At 75.2% G+C, this 21,027-nt stretch carries 21 protein-coding genes and 1 pseudogene; 3 read left to right on the top strand and 19 right to left on the bottom strand.

All coding sequences use genetic code 11. The annotated features are described in order from the left end of the window. Nucleotides 1-35 precede the first annotated feature (35 nt). The 3 genes from BM414_RS07595 to BM414_RS07585 are packed head-to-tail and all read right to left on the bottom strand — an operon-like array spanning nucleotide 36 to nucleotide 2,571. Nucleotides 36-953, bottom strand: a complete 918-nt coding sequence (locus BM414_RS07595) for a DMT family transporter (RefSeq protein WP_175551481.1) — start codon at nucleotides 951-953, stop codon at nucleotides 36-38. 36 nt (nucleotides 954-989) lie between these two features. After that, nucleotides 990-1,457, bottom strand: a complete 468-nt coding sequence (locus tag BM414_RS07590) for an Lrp/AsnC family transcriptional regulator (RefSeq protein WP_093578848.1) — start codon at nucleotides 1,455-1,457, stop codon at nucleotides 990-992. Continuing rightward, entirely contained in the window at nucleotides 1,432-2,571 is a 1,140-nt protein-coding gene (locus BM414_RS07585) for a M24 family metallopeptidase (RefSeq protein ID WP_093578847.1), read from the bottom strand. The genes BM414_RS07590 and BM414_RS07585 overlap by 26 nt, the downstream gene beginning before the upstream one ends. Before the next feature lie 77 nt (nucleotides 2,572-2,648). Between BM414_RS07585 and BM414_RS07580 the strand changes: the two genes are divergently transcribed. Further along, on the top strand, nucleotides 2,649-3,566 hold the full coding sequence (locus BM414_RS07580; RefSeq protein ID WP_093578846.1) for a 5'-3' exonuclease: 918 nt from the start codon (nucleotides 2,649-2,651) through the stop codon (nucleotides 3,564-3,566). A 34-nt stretch (nucleotides 3,567-3,600) separates the two neighbouring features. Here the strand turns inward: BM414_RS07580 and BM414_RS07575 are convergent, their stop codons facing one another. From BM414_RS07575 to BM414_RS07540, 8 genes are all read right to left on the bottom strand, one after another. Next, nucleotides 3,601-4,242: a DUF4333 domain-containing protein gene (locus BM414_RS07575; protein ID WP_093578845.1), complete on the bottom strand. Its 642-nt coding sequence runs from the start codon at nucleotides 4,240-4,242 to the stop codon at nucleotides 3,601-3,603. 163 nt (nucleotides 4,243-4,405) lie between these two features. Further along, entirely contained in the window at nucleotides 4,406-7,255 is a 2,850-nt protein-coding gene (locus tag BM414_RS07570; protein ID WP_093578844.1) for a DEAD/DEAH box helicase, read from the bottom strand. Between the two features lie 232 nt (nucleotides 7,256-7,487). Continuing rightward, nucleotides 7,488-8,381 (bottom strand): diacylglycerol kinase family protein, encoded by an 894-nt coding sequence (locus tag BM414_RS07565; RefSeq protein ID WP_093578843.1) that lies wholly within the window; start codon nucleotides 8,379-8,381, stop codon nucleotides 7,488-7,490. Nucleotides 8,382-8,515: 134 nt separating this feature from the next. Further along, complete coding sequence (tatC, locus tag BM414_RS07560; RefSeq protein ID WP_245784557.1) at nucleotides 8,516-9,448, bottom strand: twin-arginine translocase subunit TatC; 933 nt, start codon at nucleotides 9,446-9,448, stop codon at nucleotides 8,516-8,518. A gap of 20 nt (nucleotides 9,449-9,468) precedes the next feature. Next, nucleotides 9,469-9,774, bottom strand: coding sequence for a Sec-independent protein translocase subunit TatA (tatA, locus tag BM414_RS07555; RefSeq protein WP_093578842.1), 306 nt, complete (start codon nucleotides 9,772-9,774; stop codon nucleotides 9,469-9,471). Between the two features lie 86 nt (nucleotides 9,775-9,860). Beyond that, nucleotides 9,861-10,067, bottom strand: coding sequence for a hypothetical protein (locus tag BM414_RS07550; protein ID WP_093579039.1), 207 nt, complete (start codon nucleotides 10,065-10,067; stop codon nucleotides 9,861-9,863). Nucleotides 10,068-10,096: 29 nt separating this feature from the next. Then, nucleotides 10,097-11,062, bottom strand: coding sequence for a helix-turn-helix transcriptional regulator (locus BM414_RS07545; protein WP_093578841.1), 966 nt, complete (start codon nucleotides 11,060-11,062; stop codon nucleotides 10,097-10,099). Then, on the bottom strand, nucleotides 11,059-12,036 hold the full coding sequence (locus tag BM414_RS07540) for a helix-turn-helix transcriptional regulator (protein ID WP_093578840.1): 978 nt from the start codon (nucleotides 12,034-12,036) through the stop codon (nucleotides 11,059-11,061). Before BM414_RS07540 ends, BM414_RS07545 begins: the two co-directional genes overlap by 4 nt. A gap of 102 nt (nucleotides 12,037-12,138) precedes the next feature. Between BM414_RS07540 and BM414_RS07535 the strand changes: the two genes are divergently transcribed. Beyond that, entirely contained in the window at nucleotides 12,139-13,248 is a 1,110-nt protein-coding gene (locus BM414_RS07535) for a DUF3866 family protein (protein ID WP_245784556.1), read from the top strand. A 96-nt stretch (nucleotides 13,249-13,344) separates the two neighbouring features. Here the strand turns inward: BM414_RS07535 and pafA are convergent, their stop codons facing one another. The 3 genes from pafA to prcB all read right to left on the bottom strand — a co-directional run bounded on the left by pafA (nucleotide 13,345) and on the right by prcB (nucleotide 16,582). Continuing rightward, nucleotides 13,345-14,703, bottom strand: coding sequence for a Pup--protein ligase (gene pafA / locus BM414_RS07530; RefSeq protein ID WP_093578839.1), 1,359 nt, complete (start codon nucleotides 14,701-14,703; stop codon nucleotides 13,345-13,347). 118 nt (nucleotides 14,704-14,821) lie between these two features. Continuing rightward, the gene (gene prcA / locus BM414_RS07525; RefSeq protein WP_093578838.1) at nucleotides 14,822-15,724 is read right to left on the bottom strand and encodes a proteasome subunit alpha; all 903 of its coding nucleotides are present in this window, start codon (nucleotides 15,722-15,724) and stop codon (nucleotides 14,822-14,824) included. Nucleotides 15,725-15,727: 3 nt separating this feature from the next. Next, a complete protein-coding gene (gene prcB, locus BM414_RS07520) occupies nucleotides 15,728-16,582 on the bottom strand; it encodes a proteasome subunit beta (RefSeq protein ID WP_093579037.1) in 855 nt (284 codons plus the stop codon). Between the two features lie 178 nt (nucleotides 16,583-16,760). Between prcB and BM414_RS07515 the strand changes: the two genes are divergently transcribed. Next, entirely contained in the window at nucleotides 16,761-17,405 is a 645-nt protein-coding gene (locus tag BM414_RS07515) for a hypothetical protein (RefSeq protein WP_139245737.1), read from the top strand. Nucleotides 17,406-17,569: 164 nt separating this feature from the next. On the opposite strand, the gene BM414_RS30690 is transcribed toward BM414_RS07515, so the two are convergent. The 5 genes and pseudogenes from BM414_RS30690 to dop form a co-directional block, all read right to left on the bottom strand. Beyond that, on the bottom strand, nucleotides 17,570-17,866 hold the full coding sequence (locus BM414_RS30690) for an endonuclease VII domain-containing protein (protein ID WP_245784555.1): 297 nt from the start codon (nucleotides 17,864-17,866) through the stop codon (nucleotides 17,570-17,572). Between the two features lie 356 nt (nucleotides 17,867-18,222). Beyond that, nucleotides 18,223-18,432, bottom strand: a complete 210-nt coding sequence (locus BM414_RS07505) for a ubiquitin-like protein Pup (RefSeq protein ID WP_093578835.1) — start codon at nucleotides 18,430-18,432, stop codon at nucleotides 18,223-18,225. 72 nt (nucleotides 18,433-18,504) lie between these two features. Continuing rightward, nucleotides 18,505-19,170, bottom strand: coding sequence for a hypothetical protein (locus BM414_RS07500; RefSeq protein WP_245784554.1), 666 nt, complete (start codon nucleotides 19,168-19,170; stop codon nucleotides 18,505-18,507). Nucleotides 19,171-19,266: 96 nt separating this feature from the next. Then, nucleotides 19,267-19,380: pseudogene (locus BM414_RS31755) on the bottom strand (hypothetical protein); the annotation flags it as partial. Between the two features lie 106 nt (nucleotides 19,381-19,486). After that, the gene (gene dop / locus BM414_RS07495) at nucleotides 19,487-20,992 is read right to left on the bottom strand and encodes a depupylase/deamidase Dop (RefSeq protein WP_093578834.1); all 1,506 of its coding nucleotides are present in this window, start codon (nucleotides 20,990-20,992) and stop codon (nucleotides 19,487-19,489) included. Nucleotides 20,993-21,027: the final 35 nt, after the last annotated feature.

The following is a 21,027-nucleotide window of genomic DNA, read 5'->3' as shown; positions in this document are numbered from 1 at the left end:
TGTCGAGTGAGGTGTCGGAGGACGGGATCGTCCGGTCAGCGACGGACCGCCGCTCCCGGCCGCTGAGACGGCCCGCTGCTGCGGGTGAGCAGGACGATCCCGAGGACGGCGACCAGCCCCGCCGGCCCCCACACCACGGCGTGCCCGGGCTCGAGGTGCTCCCCCAGCAGCAGCCTGGCCGCCGGCACCGCGGCCAGCGGGTCCAGGACCGCGAGCGCCGGCAGGGACGCGCTCAGCGATCCGCGCCCGTAGGCCTGCTGGGCGCCCACCTGGGAGACCACCCCGGCCACGACGGCGCCCCACACCTCGGGCCGGCCGAGCGCGGCGGCCACCCCGGCGGCCGACACCACGGTGAGCCCTGCGGCGACCAGGACCGCCGCCACCCCGGCGGCCAGGCCTCCGGTGACGCCGCAGGTGAGGGCGGCGCCCCGGCCGGCACCGAGCCGGGCGGTGAGCGCGACGGCCAGCGTGACCGCCACGACGGCGGCCACGACCGCCCACCCGGGCGGTGACCTGTCGAGGGCCGCGGGGCCGGGGCGGGCCGCTGCCACGAAGACCGCGATCCCCGCGACGGTCAGCCCCGCCCCGATCACCTCCACCCGGGTCGGCGGGATCCTCGTGCGCACGGTGCGGACGGCGAGGGCGGCCACCAGCGCCGCGGCCAGCAGCGGTTGCACCAGCGAGACCGGCGCCAGGGCGAGCGCCGCCACCTGTGCCCCCGTCCCGGCCGTCGTCGCCGCCTGGCCCAGCAGCCAGGTGCGCCGGCGGAGCATCGCCCGCACCGGCAGCCGCCCGTCGACCGCGACCCGCGCCGCGGCCTCGTGCTGGAGCACCGAGCCCAGCCCGAACAGCAGCGCCGCGGTCAGGGCCAGCACGGTGCCGGGCAGGTGGTCGCCCACCCCGCGGGCCAGCTGCAGGCCGGGCTCCTGCGCTGCGGCAGCCCAGACGGTCACCGGGCCACCCTGCCGGGTCACGCGGCCGGGGAGGGCTCAGACGGGAGGACGGTCCTCGTAGAAGGTCGAGAGGACGACGGTCGTGCGGGTGGCCACGTTGGCGGTGGTGCGGATGTCGCGCAGCAGCGCCTCCAGCGCCTCCGGGGAGGCCACGCGCACCTTGAGCAGGTAGCTCTCCACCCCCGCCACCGAGTAGCAGGCCTCGATGGCGTCGAGGTGCATGAGCTTGGCCGGGGCGTCGTCGGCCTGCGCCTGGTCCAACGGCGTGATCGAGACGAACGCGGTGAGCCCCGCGCCCACCTGCCGCGCGTCGACCGTGGCCCGGTAGCCGGTGATCAGGCCGCGCTGCTCGAGCCGGCGCACCCGCTGGTGCACCGCCGACACCGACAGCCCCACCCGCTCGGCGAGCTCGGTGTAGCTGGCCCGCCCGTCGCGCACCAGGGCGGCCAGCAGCGCCCGGTCGACGTCGGCGGTGTGCTCAGCCGGGGAGGACGACGAGCTCACGGGGACCCTCGTTCAGCGTGCGGACGCCGTCGTCGGTGCAGACCACGATGTCCTCGATGCGCGCGCCGCAGCGCCCGGCGAGGTAGATGCCCGGCTCGACGGAGAAGGCCATGCCCGACTCCAGCGGCAGGTCGTTGCCCGCGACGATGTAGGGCGCCTCGTGGGTGTCCAGGCCGATGCCGTGGCCGGTGCGGTGGATGAAGTGCCCGCCCCACCCGGCGGCGGCGATCCGGTCGCGGGCGACGGCGTCGACCTCCTCGGCGGTCACGCCGGGCCGCACGGCGGCGACGGCGGCCTCCTGCGCCTCCTGCAGGACCGCGTACCACTCGGACACCTCGGCGTCGGGCTGCCCGCCGACGACGTAGGTGCGGGTGCAGTCGGAGCGGTAGCCCGTGGCGGTCTCCCCGCCGATGTCGACGACGACGAGGTCGCCGGCCGCCACGACCCGGTCGGAGAGCTCGTGGTGCGGGCTGGCGCCGTTCGGGCCGGACCCGACGATCGTGAAGTCCACGCCCACGTGCCCCTCGGCGAGGATGGCCGCGGCGATGTCCGCGCCCACGTCGGCCTCGCTGCGGCCCACGCGCAGCCACTCCCCCATCCGCGCGTGCACCCGGTCGATGGCGGCTCCGGCGAGGGCGAGCTCCTCCACCTCGGCCGGCGTCTTGACCATCCGCAGCCGGTCGAGCACCGGCGTGGCCAGCTCCAGCGCCGAGCCGGGGATCGCCCGGTGCACGCCGAGCGCGTGCTCGGCCCAGGTCCGCGCCCCCACCGCCACCCGCGCGGGGGCGGCGCCCAGCCGGGCGGTCACCTCCCGCGCGAGGACGGCGAAGGCGTCGTCGGTCTCGTCCCAGGCGCGCACCTCCAGGTCGAGCGCGCCGGCCGGGCTGGCGTCGACCATCGGCGCCTCGAGCCGGGGGACGACGAGCAGCGGCTCCCCGGAGCGGGGGACGACCAGGGCGGTCAGCCGCTCCATGGCGTGGGCGTCGTAGCCGCACAGGTAACGCAGGTCCGAGCCCGGTGTGAGGACCAGGACGTCGACGCCGAGCTCGGCGGCGACGCTGCGCGCGGCGTACACGCGGTCGATGCTGACGAGGGCCCCCGCGCTGCTTGCCACGCCGGGACACTAACCCCGGGCACCGGCCGCTCCCGCCGGGGTTTCCCGGACCGTTACCGTCCCCGCCCGTGACGACGATGCTGCTCGACGCCGCGAGCCTCTACTTCCGGGCCTTCTACGGCGTCCCGACCAGCGTGACCTCGCCCGACGGCCGCCCGGTCAACGCCGTCCGCGGCTTCCTGGACATGACCGCCCGGCTGCTCACCGCCCACTCCCCCGACCGGCTGGTCGCCTGCTGGGACGACGACTGGCGCCCGGCGTTCCGCGTCGAGGCGCTGCCGTCCTACAAGGCGCACCGGCTCTCCTCCGACGGCGGTGAGGAGACGCCCGACGAGCTGGGGCCGCAGGTGCCGGTGCTGGTCGACGTGCTCGCCGCGGCCGGCATCACCCGGGTCGGGGCGCCGGGCTACGAGGCCGACGACGTCATCGGCACGCTGGCCACCCGCGCGCGGGGGCCGGTCGACGTCGTCACCGGGGACCGGGACCTCTTCCAGCTCGTCGACGACGCCCGCGGCGTCCGGGTGCTCTACACCGCCCGGGGCATCGCCGACATCGAGGTGGTCGACGAGGCGGCGGTGGCGGCGAAGTACGGGATCCCGGGGCGCTCCTACGCCGACTTCGCGGTGCTGCGCGGGGACCCCAGCGACGGCCTGCCGGGGGTGGCGGGCGTCGGGGCGAAGACCGCGGCGGCGCTGATCACCGAGTTCGGCGACCTGGCGGGCATCCGGGCGGCCGCGGCGCGGACCGTGGTGCCCAGGGCGCCGCTCACCGCGGCGGTGCTGAAGCGGCTGCACGCGGGCGGGGACTACCTCGACGCGGCGCCGGTGGTGGTGGCCGTGGCGCGCGACATCGACATGCCGGCGGTGGAGGGGGCGCTGCCCCGCCGCCCGGCGGACCCCGGGGCGCTGGCCGCGCTGGCCGACGCACACGGGCTGCGGTCGTCGCTGGGCCGGCTGGGTGCGGCCCTGGGGTGGCCGGCCGACGCGTTGGAGTGAGCGGCGGCCGGCCACCTCGTCAGGGGGCGCGCCGCTAGGAGGCGACCTCCCACGTGTAGGCCGCCGAGTCCGCGTCGGTGATCGCGACCTGCAGCGTCACGTCCTCGCCGTCGTCGGTCCGGCCGGTGCACTCGTAGGTGGCGCCGTTCTCCACGACCATCTCGTCGTCGCAGGTGACGTCGACGGGCGTGCCGTAGGTCTCCTCGAACTGCGTGGCGATGTCCTCCTCGGCCCGGGACCGGTCGAGCACGTCCTGGCCGAGCACGATCGGCAGGATGATCGCCGCGGCGATGACGACGACGGCGAGCGCGACCAGGCCGATGATCAGCCCGGTCCGCGACTTCTTCTGCGGCTGCTGACCGTAGGGCCGGCCGTACTGCCCCGGCTGCCCGTACTGGCCGGGCTGCTGGCCGTACTGCCCGGGCTGCTGGCCGTACTGACCCGGCTGGGCGTACTGCCCCGGCTGCTGCCCGTACTGACCGGGCTGCTGGCCGTACTGGCCCGGCTGCTGCCCCGGCTGGCCGTAGCCGCCGGGCTGGCCGTACTGCCCGGGCTGCCCGTACTGCCCACCACCCGGCTGGCCGTACTGCCCGGGCTGCCCGTACTGGCCCGGCTGGCCGTACTGCCCCGGCTGCCCGTACTGCCCCGGCTGGCCACCCTGCGGGGGGTTGGTCATCGTCGCTCCTGCTCGTTCCGTCGACCCGGACGGGTCCTCCCATGACACTGCGTCACGGGAGCGGGGGGATTGTGCACCACGGGAGCCCTCCGGCAGCCCCCGCGCGCCGTGGTCGCCCACCCGGGTCGGGGGGCGGGAGCGCCGCCGGCAGGCACCCGCGGGGTCAGCCGCTGACGGCCACCGCGACCACGCCGCGCCGGACCCGGCCCACCGCGGCGCGGGCCACGCCGGCCACCGTCTCGTCGGCCACCTTGGCCAGCTGGTCGAGCAGGTCGACGAGCTGGCGCGCCCAACGGACGAAGTCGCCGCCGGACAACTCGGTGCCGGCCTGCTCGGCGCCGGCGAGCACCCGGTCGAGGCTCTGCCCGTCGGCCCAGCGGTAGGCGGCCCAGGCGAAGCCGAGGTCGAGGTCGCGGCTGGCGGGCAGGCCGCGGTCGAGCTCCACGTCCTGCAGGCGGGCGCGGATGCCGCGCATCTCGGCGATCGCGCCGCCCACCTTGCCGGCCGGGACCGCGGGCTGGCCGGGCGTCTCCCGCCGCGCCTCGAAGACCAGCGTCGACACCACCGCGGCGAGCTCGGCCGGGCCCAGCCCGCGCCACACGCCGGCGCGCAGGCACTCGGCGACCAGGAGGTCGGCCTCCGACCAGATCCGCGCCAGCCGCCGTCCCTCCTCGGTGACCCGGGGGACGTCGTCGACGGGGGTGGGCTCCTCGGTGTCGGCCGGCACCAGCGGCACCACCTCGGGCACCAGGTAGCCGAGCTCCTCGAGGACGTCGCAGGTGCGGTCGAACAGCCGTGTCAGCGAGCCGGTCCGTTCGGCCATCTTGCGGTGCGTGGCCTCGGCGTCGGCGACCGCGCGCAGGTACCGCTCGGCGGAGCGGACCCGCTCCTCCCGGCCAGTCAGCGCGTGCACCGGGTGGTTGCGCACCGCGCGGCGCAGGTCGTGCAGCACGGGGTCGTCGGCGGCCGCGGAGCGGTTCTTGACCCGCCGCGCGCCGAGGTCGTTCTCCAGCCGGGCCGAGCGCAGCGTCGAGGCGAGGTCGCGGCGGGCGTGCGGGCTTCGGTGGTTGAAGTTCTTCGGCACCCGGACCCGGGCCAGCGCGGTGACCGGCGTCGGGAAGTCCACGCTGCCCAGCCGCCCGGCCCACTTGTCCTCGGTGAGCACCAGCGGCCGCGGGTCGGTGAGGTCGGTGATGCCGGGATCGAGGACGACGGCCAGGCCCTGGCGGCGGCCCGAGGGCACCCGGATGACGTCGCCGGGGCGCAGCGCCGCCAGCGCGTCGGCGGCCTCGATGCGGCGCTTGGCCTGCGAGTCGCGGGAGAGCTCCCTCTCGCGGTCGGCGATCTCCCGCCGCAGCCGGGCGTAGGCCAGGACGTCGCCGCCCTCACTGGCCATCTCGGCGGCGCACTTCTCCGCGTCGCGCTCGGAGCGGGCCGCCTGCCGGGCCAGGCCCACCACCGAGCGGTCGGCCTGGAACTGGGCGAAGGAGGAGGCCAGCAGCTCGCGGGCGCGGGCCCGGCCGGAGGAGCCGACCAGGTTGACCGCCATGTTGTAGCTGGGCCGGAACGACGAGCGCAGCGGATAGGTGCGCGTGCTGGCCAGCCCGGCGACGACGGAGGGGTCCATCCCCGGCGCCCACACGACGACGGCGTGCCCCTCCACGTCGATGCCGCGCCGTCCGGCCCGCCCGGTGAGCTGGGTGTACTCCCCCGGCGTGACGTCGACGTGCCCCTCGCCGTTCCACTTGACCAGCCGCTCGAGCACCACGGTGCGGGCCGGCATGTTGATGCCCAGCGCGAGGGTCTCGGTGGCGAACACGGCCTTGACCAGGCCGCGGACGAAGCACTCCTCGACGGTCTCCTTGAACGCCGGCACCAGGCCGGCGTGGTGGGCCGCCAGCCCGGCGAGCAGCCCCTCGCGCCACTCCCAGAAGCCGAGGACGTGCAGGTCCTCGTCGGGCAGGCTGCCGGTGCGCTCGTCGACGATCCGGGCGATCTCGGCCCGCTCTGACTCGTCGGTCAGCCGCAGCCCCGACTGCAGGCACTGCGCGACGGCGGCGTCGCAGCCGTTGCGGCTGAAGATGAAGGTGATCGCCGGCAGCAGCCCGGCGCGGTCGAGGCGCTCGACCACCTCCGAGCGCGCCGGCGGCCGGTAGCGGGGCTTGTGCCAGTCGCGGTCCCGCCGCGAGCCGCCGTTGCCGCCGCCGCCCCACGTGTCCAACCGCCGCTCGTACTCGCGCACGAACCGCACGAGCTCGGGGTCGACGACGCTGGCGCCGCGGTCGCGGGTGGACAGGGTGCGCGGGGTCTCGCCCGACTCGGCGGCATGGGCCGCGGGGCGCAGGCTGAACAGGTCGAACACCCGGTTGCCGACGAGCATGTGCTGCCACAGCGGGATCGGCCGGACCTCGCTGACGACGACCCGGGTGTGCCCGCGGACGGTGACCAGCCAGTCGGCGAACTCCTCGGCGTTGCTCACCGTGGCCGACAGCGACACCAGGGTCACCGACGCCGGCAGGTGGATGATCACCTCCTCCCACACGGCGCCGCGGAAGCGGTCGGCGAGGTAGTGCACCTCGTCCATGACCACGTAGCCGAGGCCGTCGATGGCCGGCGAGTCCGCGTAGAGCATGTTGCGCAGCACCTCGGTGGTCATCACCACCACCGGGGCGTCGCCGTTGACGGCGTTGTCGCCGGTCAGCAGGCCGACCCGGTCGGCGCCGTAGCGGTCGACCAGGTCGTTGTACTTCTGGTTGGACAGCGCCTTGATCGGCGTCGTGTAGAAGGCCTTGCGCCCCTCGGCCAGCGCCTTGTGCACCGCGAACTCGCCGACGACGGTCTTGCCGGCCCCGGTGGGCGCGCACACCAGCACCCCGGCACCCTCGTCGAGCGCCTCGCAGGCCTCGACCTGGAACGGGTCGAGGGAGAAGCCGAGCTCGGACGTGAAGTCGGCCAGGGTCGGGTGCGCGCTGCGCCGCCGGGCAGCCGCGTACCGCTCGGCGGGGCTGGACATGCTCCCCACGTTAGGCGCTCGTCCCGATGTCCTCACCGCGAGCCGTACGTCCCCGGCCGCGGGGGCCGCTCGCCCGGTCGTCGCCTCGTCGCGTGTCCGTCGTCAGCCGCAGGTGAGTTGGGGATAACGGGACACTCACGGGCGTCGTCCCGTCGTCCTGGCTCCCCGTGGTGCGTCCTGGCTCCCCGTCGGCACCGAGCCAGGACGCACCACGATCGGGCCTGGTCGTGCGTCAGGTGCGCGCCGAGCCCACCACCCGCAGCACGCCGGGCACCGCCTCGGCGAGCACCGGCAGGGCGGCCACCGGCTCGCCGTCGGCGTAGGTGGTCAGCCCCGCCCCGGCCAGCTCCACCCGTGCGGCGCGGTGCACGGAGACCGCGGGGTGCTCGACGTGGGTGCCCGCCGTCAGCCGCGGCCGGGTGCGCACCAGCTCGCGGCGGGTGATCGGCCCGACCACGGTGACGTCGAGGAGGCCGTCGGCGGGGTCGGCGTCCGGGCAGACCCGCATGCCGCCGCCGTACCAGGCGGTGTTGCCGACGGCGACCAGCGTCACCGGCAGCGTCCGCGGCTCGCCGTCGAGGGTGAGCGTGACCTCGCGGGGCCGCAGCCGGGCCAGCTCGGCGAGGATGGCGACGTCGTAGCGGCGCGGCCCGCGCGGCCAGCGCAGCCGGTCGGCCCGGTCGGTGACCGCCGAGTCGAAGCCGCAGCAGAGCACGGTGGCCCACCAGCGGGCGCCGGTGCGGCCGGCGTCGAGGGTGCGGACGGCGCCCTCGCGCAGGTCGGCGGCGGCCGCCGCCGCGGCGGCCACCGGCTCGGGCGGCACGCCGAGGGCCAGCGCCAGGTCGTTGCCGGTGCCGGCCGGGACGACGGCCAGCGGCGTGCCGGTGCCGGCGACCGCCTGCAGCGCGGCGTGCACGGCCCCGTCCCCACCGACGGCGACCACCGCCCCGCTACCGGCCGCGACGGCCCCGGCCGCCGCGCGCTCGGCCTCGGCGCGGGTGGTGGCCGTCAGCACCGTGGGGGCGAGTCCGCCGCGGCGGAGCGCCTCGAGGACCATCGCCGACGCGGCGCGCGCGCGGCCGCGGCCGGCGGCGGCGCTGACGAGGACGGCGACGTCGAGCCCCACCTGACTCCCTCCCCTGCGTCCCTGCGGCCGGCCCACGCTACGGCTCGGCGACGATCGGCGGACGGGCCTCCGACCTGCGGCGCGCGCCGAGGCGTGGGCCGCCGGGTAGCCGGCCGCCGGGTGGCCGGCCGGTCTCAGCGCCGCGAGCGCTCCGCCGGCGAGCCGGGCACGAGGTCCTCGGGACGGGTGGGTGCCGCGTCCAGCGTCGAGGGCCGTGCGTCGAGCGGGGACGCCTCGCCGTCGGGGACGTCGTGGAAGTGCTCGGTGGCCTCACGCCGGGCCCGCCGCTTGTCCACGACCCGCGCGACCTGGATGGCCATCTCGAACAGCAGCACCATCGGCAGCGCCATGGCGAGCATCGTGAACGGGTCCTGGGTGGGCGTGACGAACGCGGCGAACACGATGGTGAGGAAGAAGATCCACCGCCGGCTCTTCGCCAGCGCGGCGTGGCTGAGCACCCCGACCAGGTTGAGCGCCACCGCGATCAGCGGCAGCTCGAAGCTCAGCCCGAAGGCGACCAGCAGGCTGATGACGAAGCCCAGGTAGTCCGGTGCGGTGAGCTGGAAGGCCACCTCGTCACCGGCCAGCTCCAGCAGCAGCTCCAGGCCCTTGTAGAGGGTGACGTAGGCCAGCACCGCCCCGAGGGCGAACAGCGTCGTGGAGGCGGCGACGAAGGTGACCGCGTGGCGCTTCTCGTTGCGCTTGAGGCCCGGGGTGATGAACGCCCACAGCTGCCAGAGCCAGAACGGCGAGGACAGCACCGCGCCGGCGATCAGGCCGATCTTAAGCCGCAGCAGCACGCCGCCGAAGACGTCCAGGACCACCAGCGAGCAGCCCTCGTCACCCTGGAAGCGCAGGTCGGCCGGCAGTGAGCAGTAGGGCGCGCTGAGGAAGGTCAGCAGGCCGTGGTCGTACCAGAGGAAGCCGGCGACGGTACCCAGTGCCAGCGCGAGGAGTGCCTTGGCGACGCGGTTGCGCAGCTCGGTGAGGTGCGCGATGAGGCTCATCGTCGCCTCGGCATCCCGCGGCGGCCGGCGTCGGCGGCGCCGCAGCGACGGACCGCTCACGGTGCTGTCCTCGGGGGAGGTCAGCGTGCGTCGGCGGCGCCGGGCTGCGCGGCGCGGGCCCGCAGCTCGGCCGCGCGCGCCTCGGCGGCGGCCGCCTCGGCCTCGAGCTGCGCGCGGCGGTCGGCGTCGGCGGCCTGCAGCACCGCGGGTGTGGCGGGAGCCGGCGGAACGGCGCGCGCGTCGTCGTCCCTCATGCCCTTCATCTCGCCCTTGAAGATGCGCAGCGAGCGGCCCAGCGAGCGCGAGGCGTCGGGCAGCTTCTTGTAGCCGAACAGCAGCAGGACGGCAAGGATGATCAGGCCGATCTCGAGCGGGCCGAGGTTCATGCGTCCTCCAGGTCGCGGGGGGCGGGGCTGATGCTACGCCGGGGAGCGATCGTCCCCGGGGCCCCGAGCGGACGTGCGGGCGGCGTTCAGCCCCCGTCTGCCTGCCGTTCGCCCGCCTGCAGTGCGGCCGCCCGGGCGGCGGTGGCCTGCGCCTGCTCGAGGAAGGGCCGCACCTCCCGCTCGGCGGCCTCCAGCTCCCGCCCCAGCCGCTGGAACGCGCCGAGCAGGCCGTGGGCGAGCACGCCGAGCACGACCAGCGACAGGACGGCGGCGGTGATCCAGACGACGAGCATCAGCACGGGAGCACCCTAGGCGCCCTGTCTCAGGCGCCGTAGCGGGCGAGGGCCGCGCGCGCGTCGGCGGCCACCGCCTGCGCCAGCCCGGCCGGCTCGTCGACGGCCGCCGCGCCGCCGAGGGAGGCCACCAGCCGGCGCGCCCACGCCAGGTCGTGCGTGCGCAGGGCCACGGCCAGCCCGCCCGGCGGGTCGTCGACCTCGCGGACCTCCTCGACCGGGTAGTACTCGGCCACCCAGCGGGCGGTGCGGGCCAGCCGCAACCGCACCACCGGCGCATCGGGCCCGGGCCGGTAGACGCCGGACTCCACGTTCCGCGGCGCGGCCTGCGGCGGCGGGGCGGCCGGCTCGTCGAGCACGACGACGTCGTCGATGCGGTCGAGGCGGAACAGCCGCACGCCGGCCACCTCGCGTGACCAGGCCTCGAGGTACCACCGGCCGTCGACCAGGTGCAGCCGCATCGGGTCGACGGTGCGCTCGGTGCGCTCGTCGCGGGTGGGGACGTAGTAGTGCAGGTGCAGCGCCCGCCCGCGCTCGAGCCCCTGGCGGACGACGGCGAGGGTCTGCTCGCGGGCGTCGACGCTGAGCGCCACCGGCGTCACCCCCTCGACGGCGTGCCCGGCGGCGGCCGACACCTTGGCCAGCGCGCGGCTGACCGCCTCCTGCTCGGCCAGGCCCGGCAGGTCCAGCAGCGTCCGCAGCGCCACGACCAGGGCGACCGCCTCGTCGGTGGTCAGCCGCAGCGGGCGGACCATCCCGGCGGTGAAGGTGACCCGCACCCGGTCGCCCTCGAAGGACAGGTCGATGAGGTCACCGGGCCCGTAGCCGGGCAGGCCGCACATCCACAGCAGCTCGAGGTCGCGGCGCAGCTGCCGCTCGGGGACGCCGAAGTCGCGGGCCACCTCGGGCAGCGGCACGCCCTCGGGGCGGGCGGTGAGGTACGGGACGAGGGACAGCAGCCGCGTCATCCGCTCGTTCGTGGCCGGGCTGGTCATCGGTCCCCCGTCGCCGCGAGCCGGGTGAGCCGCTCCACTACCGCCGCGCGCACCGCCGCCGGGGACTCGACCAGCACGTCGGGTCCGTAGGCGGCCAGCTGGTCGGCCAGCCGCCACGGCTCGGTGGTGCGCAGCTGCAGCCGGTCGTCACCGTCGGGACCGGCGCCCAGCGGGGTCGCCCACCGGCGCAGCCCCACCGCGGCGCCCGGGCGGGCGCGCACGACCACCAGCTGCTCCTCGCCCCTGCCGCCGAAGGCCCCGGCGACCAGCTCGGCGAGGTCGACGTCGGCCGGCGGCTCGAAGGCGTTCTCCGGCCCGCTCGCCCTCGGTGTCCCGACGACGCGGGAGAGCCGGAACACCCGCGGCGCCTGCCGGTCGAGGTCCAGGCCGACGAGGTACCAGCGGCCGTGCCAGGCGACGACGCCCCAGGGCTGCACGTGACGGCGGGCCGGGGTGTCCTCGTCGGGACGGCGGTAGTCGAACTGCAGCACCCGGCGGTCGCGCGCAGCGGCGTAGCAGGGCTCGAAGGCCGGCTCGTCGGAGTCCAGCCGCGGCTGGACCGGCGCCCGGGCCGGGTCGACGTCGACGCCGGCGGCGCGCAGCTTCACCAGCGCGCTCTGCGCGGCCCCGGCCAGCTGCGCGGACTCCCACAGCCGCAGCGCCAGGCCGACGGCGGCGGCCTCCTCGCCGGTCAGCGTGATCTCGGGCAGCTCGTAGTCGGCGCGGGCGATGCGGTAGCCGTCCTCGGTGTCGAAGACGCTGGTGCGGCCGGTCTCCAGCGGGACGCCCATCTCGCGCAGCTCGGCCTTGTCCCGCTCGAACATCCGCTTGAAGGCCTCGTCGGCGCGCGCGGTGCCGTCGTCGGGCTCGTAGCCGGGGACGGTCTCGCGGATCTTGGCGGCCGTCACGTACTGGCGGGTGCCGAGCAGGGCGATGACCAGGTTGACCAGCCGCTCCGCCCGCTTCGCCGACACGCGCCCCAGGCTAGTCAGACGGAGCCCGGAGCACCCGTCCCGGGCCGCGCCCCCTCCCCGTCCCGGGCCGCGGACCGATCGGTCCCTGGCTAGCCTCGCCGTGTGGGGGAGAACCGGACGACCGTGCAACGGATCCGCTGGCGACGCGGGACGGTGACCGCGACGGGAAGGAGCTGGCGCGACGCCCTGGAGCTCACCGTCGAGGTGCCCGGCGACGGCGAGGTGCGCTCGCTGGCCCACCCGTCGCTGGTGGGCGTCCCCGAGATCGGCGACGAGGTGCTGCTCAACACCACCGCGTGGGCGCAGCGGCTGGGCACCGGCGGCTACGCCCTCGTCGTCGCCGTCCCCGACCGGCTGCCCCCGGACCCCACCGGCCCCGGCCACCTGGTCAAGGCGCGGTACACGCCGATGCAGGTGAGCGTGCAGGGCGTCGACGAGCAGGAGACCGAGCACCACGACACGATCGCCGCCGCCGAGGACCTCGGCGGGATGCCGGTCGTCGTCGCCGACCTGCACTCCGCGCTGCCGGCCGTGCTCATCGGCGTCTTCGCCACCGACCCCGACCTGAAGGTCGCCTACGTCATGACCGACGGCGGCGCGCTCGTCGCCGGGTTCTCCCGGACGCTGCACACGCTGACGCCGTCGCTGGCCGGCGTCGTCACGGTCGGTCAGGCCTTCGGCGGCGACCTCGAGGCGGTGACGCTGCACACCGGTCTGCTGGCCGCGCGGCACGTGCTCGGCGCCGACGTCGCCGTGGTCACCCAGGGGCCGGGCAACCTCGGCACCGGAACCCCGTGGGGCTTCTCCGGCGTGGCCGCCGGGGAGGCCTGCAACGCCGTCAGCGTGCTCGGCGGCGAGCCGATCGGTGCGCTGCGGATCTCCGACGCCGACCCGCGCCCGCGGCACCGCGGCGTCTCCCACCACTCGCTCACCGCGTTCGGGCGGGTGGCGATGGCCGGGGTGACGCTGGTCGCCCCGCGCGGGCTGGGCTCGGAGCTCGGGCAGCAGGTCGAGGAGGACCTCGCCGGGCAGCCCGAGCGCAACCGGGTGGTGTGGGTCGACGTCGACGGCCTGGACGAGGCGCTGCAGCTCTCGCCGGTCACCCTGTCGACGATGGGCCGGGGCTGGCCCGAGGAGCGCGCCTACTTCCTCGCCGCCGCGGCCGCCGGCCGTTACGCCGCCGTCCGGGTGCCGCTGCCCGAGGAGGCCTGAGCGCACCCCTGCGGACCTGGACCGAGCAGGTCCGCGCGGCCCCCTCCCGGGTCCCGCCCCGAGCGTGCGAGGGGTGGGGGGGAGGGGGTCCTTCGGTCACATCGAGGCGATGAGCTTCTCGACGCGCTCGTCGACGCTCTTGAACGGGTCCTTGCACAGCACGGTGCGCTGAGCCTGGTCGTTGAGCTTGAGGTGCACCCAGTCGACGGTGAAGTCGCGCCGCTTCTCCTGGGCCTTGCGGATGAACTCACCGCGCAGCTTGGCCCGGGTGGTCTGCGGCGGCACGTTCTTGGCCTCGAACACCAGCGGCTCGTGGGCGACCCGCTCCACCTGCCCGCGGCGCTCCAGCAGGTAGTACAGCCCGCGCTTGCGGCTGATGTCGTGGTAGGCGAGGTCCATCTGCGCGATGCGCGGCGAGGACAGCGACAGGTCGTTCTTGGCGCGGTAGCGCTCGATCAGCGAGAGCTTGGTGGCCCAGTCGATCTCGCGGTCGATCAGCGACAGGTCGCCGCTGTCGACGGCCTTGAGCACCCGCCCCCACAGCTCGAGCATCTGCCGGTGCACCGGCCCGAAGCCCTCGCGGTCGACGAACTCCGCCGCGCGCGAGTGGTACTCGGCCTGGATCTCCAGCGCGCTCATCTCCCGGCCGTTGGCCAGGCGGACCTTGCGGCGGCCGGTGATGTCGTGGCTGATCTCGCGGATGGCGCGGATCGGGTTCTCCAGCGTCATGTCCTTGATCGGCACGCCGGCCTCGATCATCCGCAGCACCAGGTCGGTGATCGCGACCTTGAGCAGCGTCGTCGTCTCGTTCATGTTCGAGTCGCCGACGATCACGTGCAGCCGCCGGTAGCGCTCGGCGTCGGCGTGCGGCTCGTCGCGGGTGTTGATGATCGGCCGCGAGCGGGTGGTGGCGCTGGAGACGCCCTCCCAGATGTGCTCGGCGCGCTGGCTGACGCAGTAGATGGCCCCGCGGGGGGTCTGCAGCACCTTGCCCGCGCCGACGACCAGCTGCCGGCTGACCAGGAACGGGATGAGGACGTCGGCCAGCCGGCTGAACTCCCCGTGCCGGCCGACCAGGTAGTTCTCGTGGCAGCCGTAGCTGTTGCCCGCCGAGTCGGTGTTGTTCTTGAACAGGTAGATGTCCCCGGTGACACCCTCCTCGGCCAGCCGCTGCTCGGCGTCGACCAGCAGGCCCTCGAGGATCCGCTCGCCGGCCTTGTCGTGGACGACGAGCTCGGTGAGGTCGTCGCACTCGGCGGTGGCGTACTCGGGGTGGCTGCCGACGTCGAGGTAGAGCCGGGAGCCGTTGCGCAGGAACACGTTGGAGCTGCGACCCCACGAGACCACCCGCCGGAACAGGTAGCGGGCGACCTCGTCCGGGGACAGCCGCCGCTGCCCGCGGAAGGTGCACGTGACGCCGTACTCGGTCTCGATCCCGAAGATCCGTCGGTCCACGGACCGAGCCTAGGCGCCGGATGCGACTCCGGCCGGTTCCCGCCGCGGCCCGCCGTCCGGTTCCCGCCGCGCCGGGCGCCCGGACGCCGCGGGAGGTCGCCGGACGCCGCGAGAGCGGTCAGCTGCCCCCGTCGGTGCCGCCGCCGACGCCGTCGGCCGGACCCGTCTGGGGACCGCTGCCCTCCCCCGACCCGGCGGTGCCGCCGGCGGTGTCGGGCGCGGCCGGGTCGCCCAGGCCCGCGGGGGTGCCCGGCTGGGGCACGCTCGGGGTGTGCGCGTGCGTCGCGCCCTCCGGTGCCTGCTCACCGGCGGACCGGTCGCCGAGGAGCGTCCCCAGCGCGGCGCCGACGACCCGGCGGAAGGCCCGCTTGGGCCGGCTGCGGTCCAGGACGGCGACCTCGAGCTGGCCGGCCGGCAGCAGGCCGCGGTCGCCGTTGCCCGACAGCGCCGGGCTGGACGCCGACAGCGCGCGGACGCCGACCATCAGCGCGTCGGACAGCGACAGGCCGGCGCGGAAGTTCTCGCGCAGCTGCCCGGTGACGGCGTCGGCCTGCCCGCCCATGACGACGAAGTCGGGCTCGTCGACGACCGAGCCGTCGAAGGTCAGCCGGTAGAGCTGGTCCTGCTCGGAGGTCTCCCCCACCTCGGCGACGCAGAGCTCGACCTCGTAGGGCTTCATCTGCTCGGTGAAGATGGCGCCGAGGGTCTGGGCGTAGGCGTTGGCGATGACCCGGCCGGTGACGTCGCGGCGGTTGTAGGAGTAGCCGCGGACGTCGGCCAGGCGGACGCCGGCCACCCGCAGGCTCTCGAACTCGCTGTAGCGGCCGACGGCGGCGAAGCCGATCCGGTCGTAGATCTCGCCGACCTTGTGCAGCGTGGAGCTGGGGTTCTCGGCGATGAACAGCACGCCGTCGGCGTAGGTGAGGACGGCGACGCTGCGGCCGCGGGAGATGCCCTTGCGGGCGTACTCCGAGCGGTCGCGCATGACCTGCTCGGCGGAGGCGTAGTACGGCATGGTCATGGGTCAGGCCTCCCCGACGTCCCGGCGCTCGGCCTCGGCGCGCTCGCTGATGATCGTGTCGGCGACCTCGGCCACCTCGGGGTCGGTCAGGCGCACCGCGCCCTCAGCGTCGACGCGGTAGACGATCGGGTACAGCCGCCGCACCGGGTCGGGGCCGCCGGTGGCCGAGTCGTCGTCGGCGGCGTCGTAGAGCGCCTCGACGACGGTGCGCGTGGCGGCGCCGGCGTCCAGGCCCGAGCGCCACGTCTTCTTCAGCGAGTTCTTGGCGAACAGCGAGCCCGAGCCGACGGCGGCGTAGCCGCGCTCCTCGTAGTTCCCGCCGGTGACGTCGTAGCTGAAGATCCGGCCCGGGGTGGCGCCCTCGGCGGCGTCGAGGTCGAACCCGGCGAACAGCGGGACGACGGCCAGGCCCTGCAGGGCCGCGCCGAGGTTGCCGCGGATCATCTGGGCCAGCCTGTTGGCCTTGCCGTCGAGGCTGAGGGTCAGGCCCTCGATCTTCTCGTAGTGCTCGAGCTCGACCTGGTAGAGCCGGACCATCTCGATCGCGATGCCCGCGGCGCCGGCGATGCCGATCACCGACCACGAGTCGGCCGGGTAGACCTTCTCGATGTCGCGGCTGGAGATCAGGTTGCCCATGGTGGCCCGCCGGTCGCCGCCCATCAGGACGCCGCCGGCGTAGGTGACCGAGACGATCGTGGTGCCGTGCGGGGTGAGGTCGCCGGCCTGCACGCTCGGGACCGGCCGGCGGCTCGGGAGCAGGTCCGGTGCCGCCTGGGCGAGGAAGTCGGTGAACGAGGAACCCACCCGGTCCAGGTAGGCGGGCGGGAAGCCGCTCCGGCCGGTGTGCGACTGGGTCAACCCGTCCACCCTCTCCGCGCCCCACCGGGGTGCTCCTCGACGTGCCGCGGGTGCTCCGCGACGCTCGCCGTCGACCCTACCGGCGGAGCTGACGGCCCACCCGGGACGCGAGCAGGCCTGGTCCGGCGGACCCGTGGGCCCTACGGTGCGCCGTCGCACACCGACGAGAGGGGCCGGCATGGCCGACGGACGGCACACGACCGCCGCGGGAACGGCACCGGGCGTGCCACGGGTACCGGCGGGGCGGCGTCGCGCGGCCATGGCCGGGACGGGCCTGCTGCTGGCCGTGCTCTGCGGGCTGTGCGCGGCCTGGGGCCATGCGGTCCTGGACAGCGGTGCCATGTGGCCGGCGGTCCTGGTGACCGCGGTCGTGCTCCTGGCGGCGTCCGGCCTCTTCTCGCGGGTGCGGCACGACGTGCCCGGGCGGCTGCGACTGGAGGGGACGGTGCTGATCGGGTGGACCCCGCTCGGTGAGCACGGGGTGGACCTCGCCGGGGTGACGGCGGTGTCCGTCGGCTCCGATGCGGAGCTGGGCGGGATCGTGTCGCTGCGGCTGGCCGCCGACCACGGGCACCTGCTGGTCCCCTGGTCACGACTGAACGCCCTGCCGGAGGCCGGGGAGGTGCGCCGACTGCTCGTCGAGCGGCATGGGCGGCGCGCGCTGGTGCTGCCGCGGATCCTGTGCGATGCCTGGGACCTCCCCGCGCCGCCCGAGGAACCCCCCACGGCGGGCGTGCCCCGCGACGGGGTGGCGCGCCTCATCACGGCGCTGACCCTCGTCGGCTCGATCACAGCCGGAACGGCCGGCGTCCTGCTCGCATGACATCCGCGCGGGTCCGGCTCCGGGGCCGGCGGGGCTGACGCCCACCCGGGACGCGGGCGGTCGGGCTCCGGGCCTCCGCGACCCCGTCGAGGAGTCGTCACCGCCCCGACCGTGGTGGGCTACTCGTCTCGGCCTGGTGACCGCACCGGCCGCCCCGGGCTGACTCACCCGCTCGCCCCCGAGTCGGCCGCCGTCCCGCTCTGGAGTCCACGGTGGTGGAGGACGTACAGGGCCGCGGCGCGCAATATCTCGGGGTCGTCCTTGAACTGACCCAGGCCACCGTTGCAGTTGAAGCACAGCAGCGCCCGCACCCTGCCGGTCACGTGGTCGTGATCCACGTGCTCGGCCGGCGCCTTCGCGCAGATGGCGCAGAGCCCGCCCTGCTCGGCGAGCATCGCGTCGGCCTCTGCAGCGGTGATGCCGTACCGCCTCTTGAGGTGGTAGGTCCGCGACCCACCCATCCTCTCCTTCGACGCTCTGCCGCGAGCGTTGTGACACGGCTTGCAGTACGGCTGCCGCCCCGCCGGCTGGCTCCTGTTGCGCACGAACTCGTCGATCGGCTTCACGGTGTCGCAGTCCGGACACCACTTGTGCCCGTCGGGTACGGCAATCTCCCGGCGGTGCCTGCTCTTCGGCGGACCCTGACGCGCATCCTTGGCACGGAGGAGTCGGCGGCGGGCGTGCACGCGGCAGTAGAAGCTCAGGCCGTCCCGTCGTGACCGGTCGGAGGAGAACTCCCCGACCGGCCGCTCCTCACCACAATCCCGACAATACTTGGTATTGTTTGGTGCACGAGAAGTGCTGTCGGGAGAATGGCCTATTGGCCGCCTTTCTGCACATAGCTGCGGACGAATTCCTCGGCGTTCTCCTCGAGGACGTCGTCGATCTCGTCGAGAATGGCGTCGACGTCCTCGGACATCTCCTTGTGGCGCTCGGCGACCTCGGTGTCGACCGAGGCCTCGACCTCCTCGGTCTCCTCCTTCGACCGCGTCGACCGCTGCTGCCCGCCGGTGTCCCTGGTGGCCATGTGCCCTCCCCTGGTGCGCGCCGAGTGCGTGCTGCCGCCGAAACTACCCGCAGCCACCGACACCCGGCCGTCTCAGCCGGGCGCGCCCAGCCGGGTCAGCAACGACGCCCGGATCGCCGGCCGGGAGCCGAACACGAGCAGGAACAGCGCCTCCCGCGCCGTCCGCTCCGCCACGCTGCCCGCACGCACCGCACCGCTGCCCGTGGCGACCACCAGCGCCCCCGCCGCCCGGTGCGCCAGCGCCGCGGCCCCGGCCCGGGCGTCCGGGAGCTCCTCGGGACCGGCGGCGTCCAGCCGGGACCGCGCGGCGGCCAGGTCGGCGTCCAGGGGTGACGAGCCGATCAGCCGGGTGCACCGCGCCACCAGGCCCAGCGACAGCGAGCCGTTGATCCGCAGCCCGGCGGCATCCCTGGCGCGGACGTCCGCGAGTGGTGTCCGGCCCAGCAGCCGGTCGGCAGGCACCCGGTGGCCGGACATCCGCAGCTCGACCGTGGCGCTCGCCTGCACGGCCACCAGTGACTGCGGCACCACCGTGAGCGTCGGCCCCTCGACGGTGTCCACCAGCACGAACGCCACGTCGTCCCCGTCCCGTGCGGCCACCAGCAGCAGGTCGACGAGACCCCAGCCGGTCACCCACGGCGCCGCGCCGTCGAGCACGAGGTCCCCGCCGTTCCGCCGCACGGTCACCGGCGCCGCGTCGGGACGGGTGGCCGCCTGCAGCGCGATGCCGGCCCGCACGCGCCCGCGGCAGAGGTCGGCGAGCAGGTCCGGCCTCGAGCCGGCGGCGGCGAGCCAGCCGACCGCGCCGTGGTGCTGCAGCCAGACGAAGGCGGTCGCGAGGTCACCGGCGGCGAGCTCCTCGACGACGGCGGCGAGGGTGGCCTCGTCGGCGTCCAGTCCCCCGGCGTCGGCCGGCCCGATGACGCCGTAGAGCCCGCCCTCGGCCAGCGCGTCGAGGAGGCCGCGCGGGAGGACCCCGTGGCGTCCACGTCCGCCGCCGCGGGCGCGAGCAGCGAGGCGGCCAGCTCGCGGGCGACCTCGACCGGCGACGACATCAGCCGCCCGTGATGGTGTCGACCAGCTCCTGCGCGCTCGACGTCGACTCGAACAGCAGGCCCACGTGGTCGCGCGTGCCGCGCAGCGGCTCCATCGTCGGGATGCGCACCAGGTTCTCCCGGCCGAGGTCGAAGACCACCGAGTCCCACGACGCCGCCGCCACCTGCGCCGGGAAGCGCCGCAGGCACTCGCCGCGGAAGAACGCCCGCGTGTCGGCCGGCGGGGTCACCATCGCGCGGATCACCTCGTCGTCGGTGAGCAGCCGCCGCATGGACCCGCGCGCCACCAGGCGGTGGTACAGCCCCTTCTCCGGGCGCACGTCGGAGTACTGCAGGTCCACCAGCTGCAGCCGCGAGTCGCCCCAGGACAGCCCGTCGCGGGAGCGGTACCCCTCGAGCAGCCGCAGCTTGGCCGGCCAGTCCAGCCGGTCGGCCAGCCGCATCGGGTCGGTGGCGAGGTCGTCGAGCACCTCGGACCAGCGGCGCAGCACGTCGGCGGTCTGCTCGTCGGCCTCGCCGCCGCGGTCCACGAACCGCTCGGCCTGGTCGAGGTAGGCGCGCTGGACGTCGATCGCGGTCATCCGGCGCCCGTCGCGCAGCCGCACCAGCGCGGTGAGCGACGGGTCGTGGCTGACCGCCTGCAGCGTGGCGACCGGCTCCTCGATCGACAGGTCCTGGGTCAGCGCCCGCGCCTCGATCATCGCCAGCACCAGCGACGTCGTCCCGACCTTGAGGTAGGTCGACAGCTCCGCGAGGTTGGCGTCGCCGATGATCACGTGTAAGCGGCGGTACTCGTCGGGGTTGGCGTGCGGCTCGTCGCGGGTGTTGATGATCGGCCGCTTGAGCGTCGTCTCCAGGCCCACCTCGACCTCGAAGAAGTCCGCGCGCGAGGAGAGCTGGAAGCCCTGGGTGCGGCCCTCGGTGCCGATGCCCACCCGTCCGGCGCCGGCGAACACCTGGCGGGTCACGAAGAACGGGATGAGCCCGCGGATGATGTCGATGAACGGCGTCCGCCGGTCCATCAGGTAGTTCTCGTGGGCGCCGTAGCTGGCGCCCTTGCCGTCGGTGTTGTTCTTGTACAGCTGGATCGGCTGGGTGCCCGGGATGCGCGCGGCCCGGCGGGCCGCCTCGGCCATCACCCGCTCCCCCGCCTTGTCCCACAGGACGACGTCGCGCGGGTTGGTGACCTCCGGCGTCGAGTACTCCGGGTGCGCGTGGTCGACGTAGAGCCGGGCGCCGTTGGTGAGGATGACGTTGGCCATCCCCGAGTCCTCGTCGAGGTCGGTGTGGTCCAGCGCGTTGGCCGGGGACAGGTCGAAGCCGCGGGCGTCGCGCAGCGGCGACTCCTCCTCGAAGTCCCAGCGCGGGCGGCGGCGGGTCGGTGCGTCGGCCACCGCCCAGGCGTTGACCACCTGGCTGGACAGGGTCGTCGGGTTGGCGGTGGGCTGCCCGGGCACCGATATGCCGTACTCGACCTCGGTCCCCATGACCCGGCGCGCGCTCATGGGACCGAGACTAGGCGTCCCGCGCCGGGCGGCCC

The sequence above is a fragment of the Geodermatophilus amargosae genome, assembly GCF_900116515.1.
Lineage (GTDB): Bacteria > Actinomycetota > Actinomycetes > Mycobacteriales > Geodermatophilaceae > Geodermatophilus > Geodermatophilus amargosae.
Note: the sequence above shows the minus strand (reverse complement) of the source record. Positions and strands in the feature narration are given on the sequence as shown.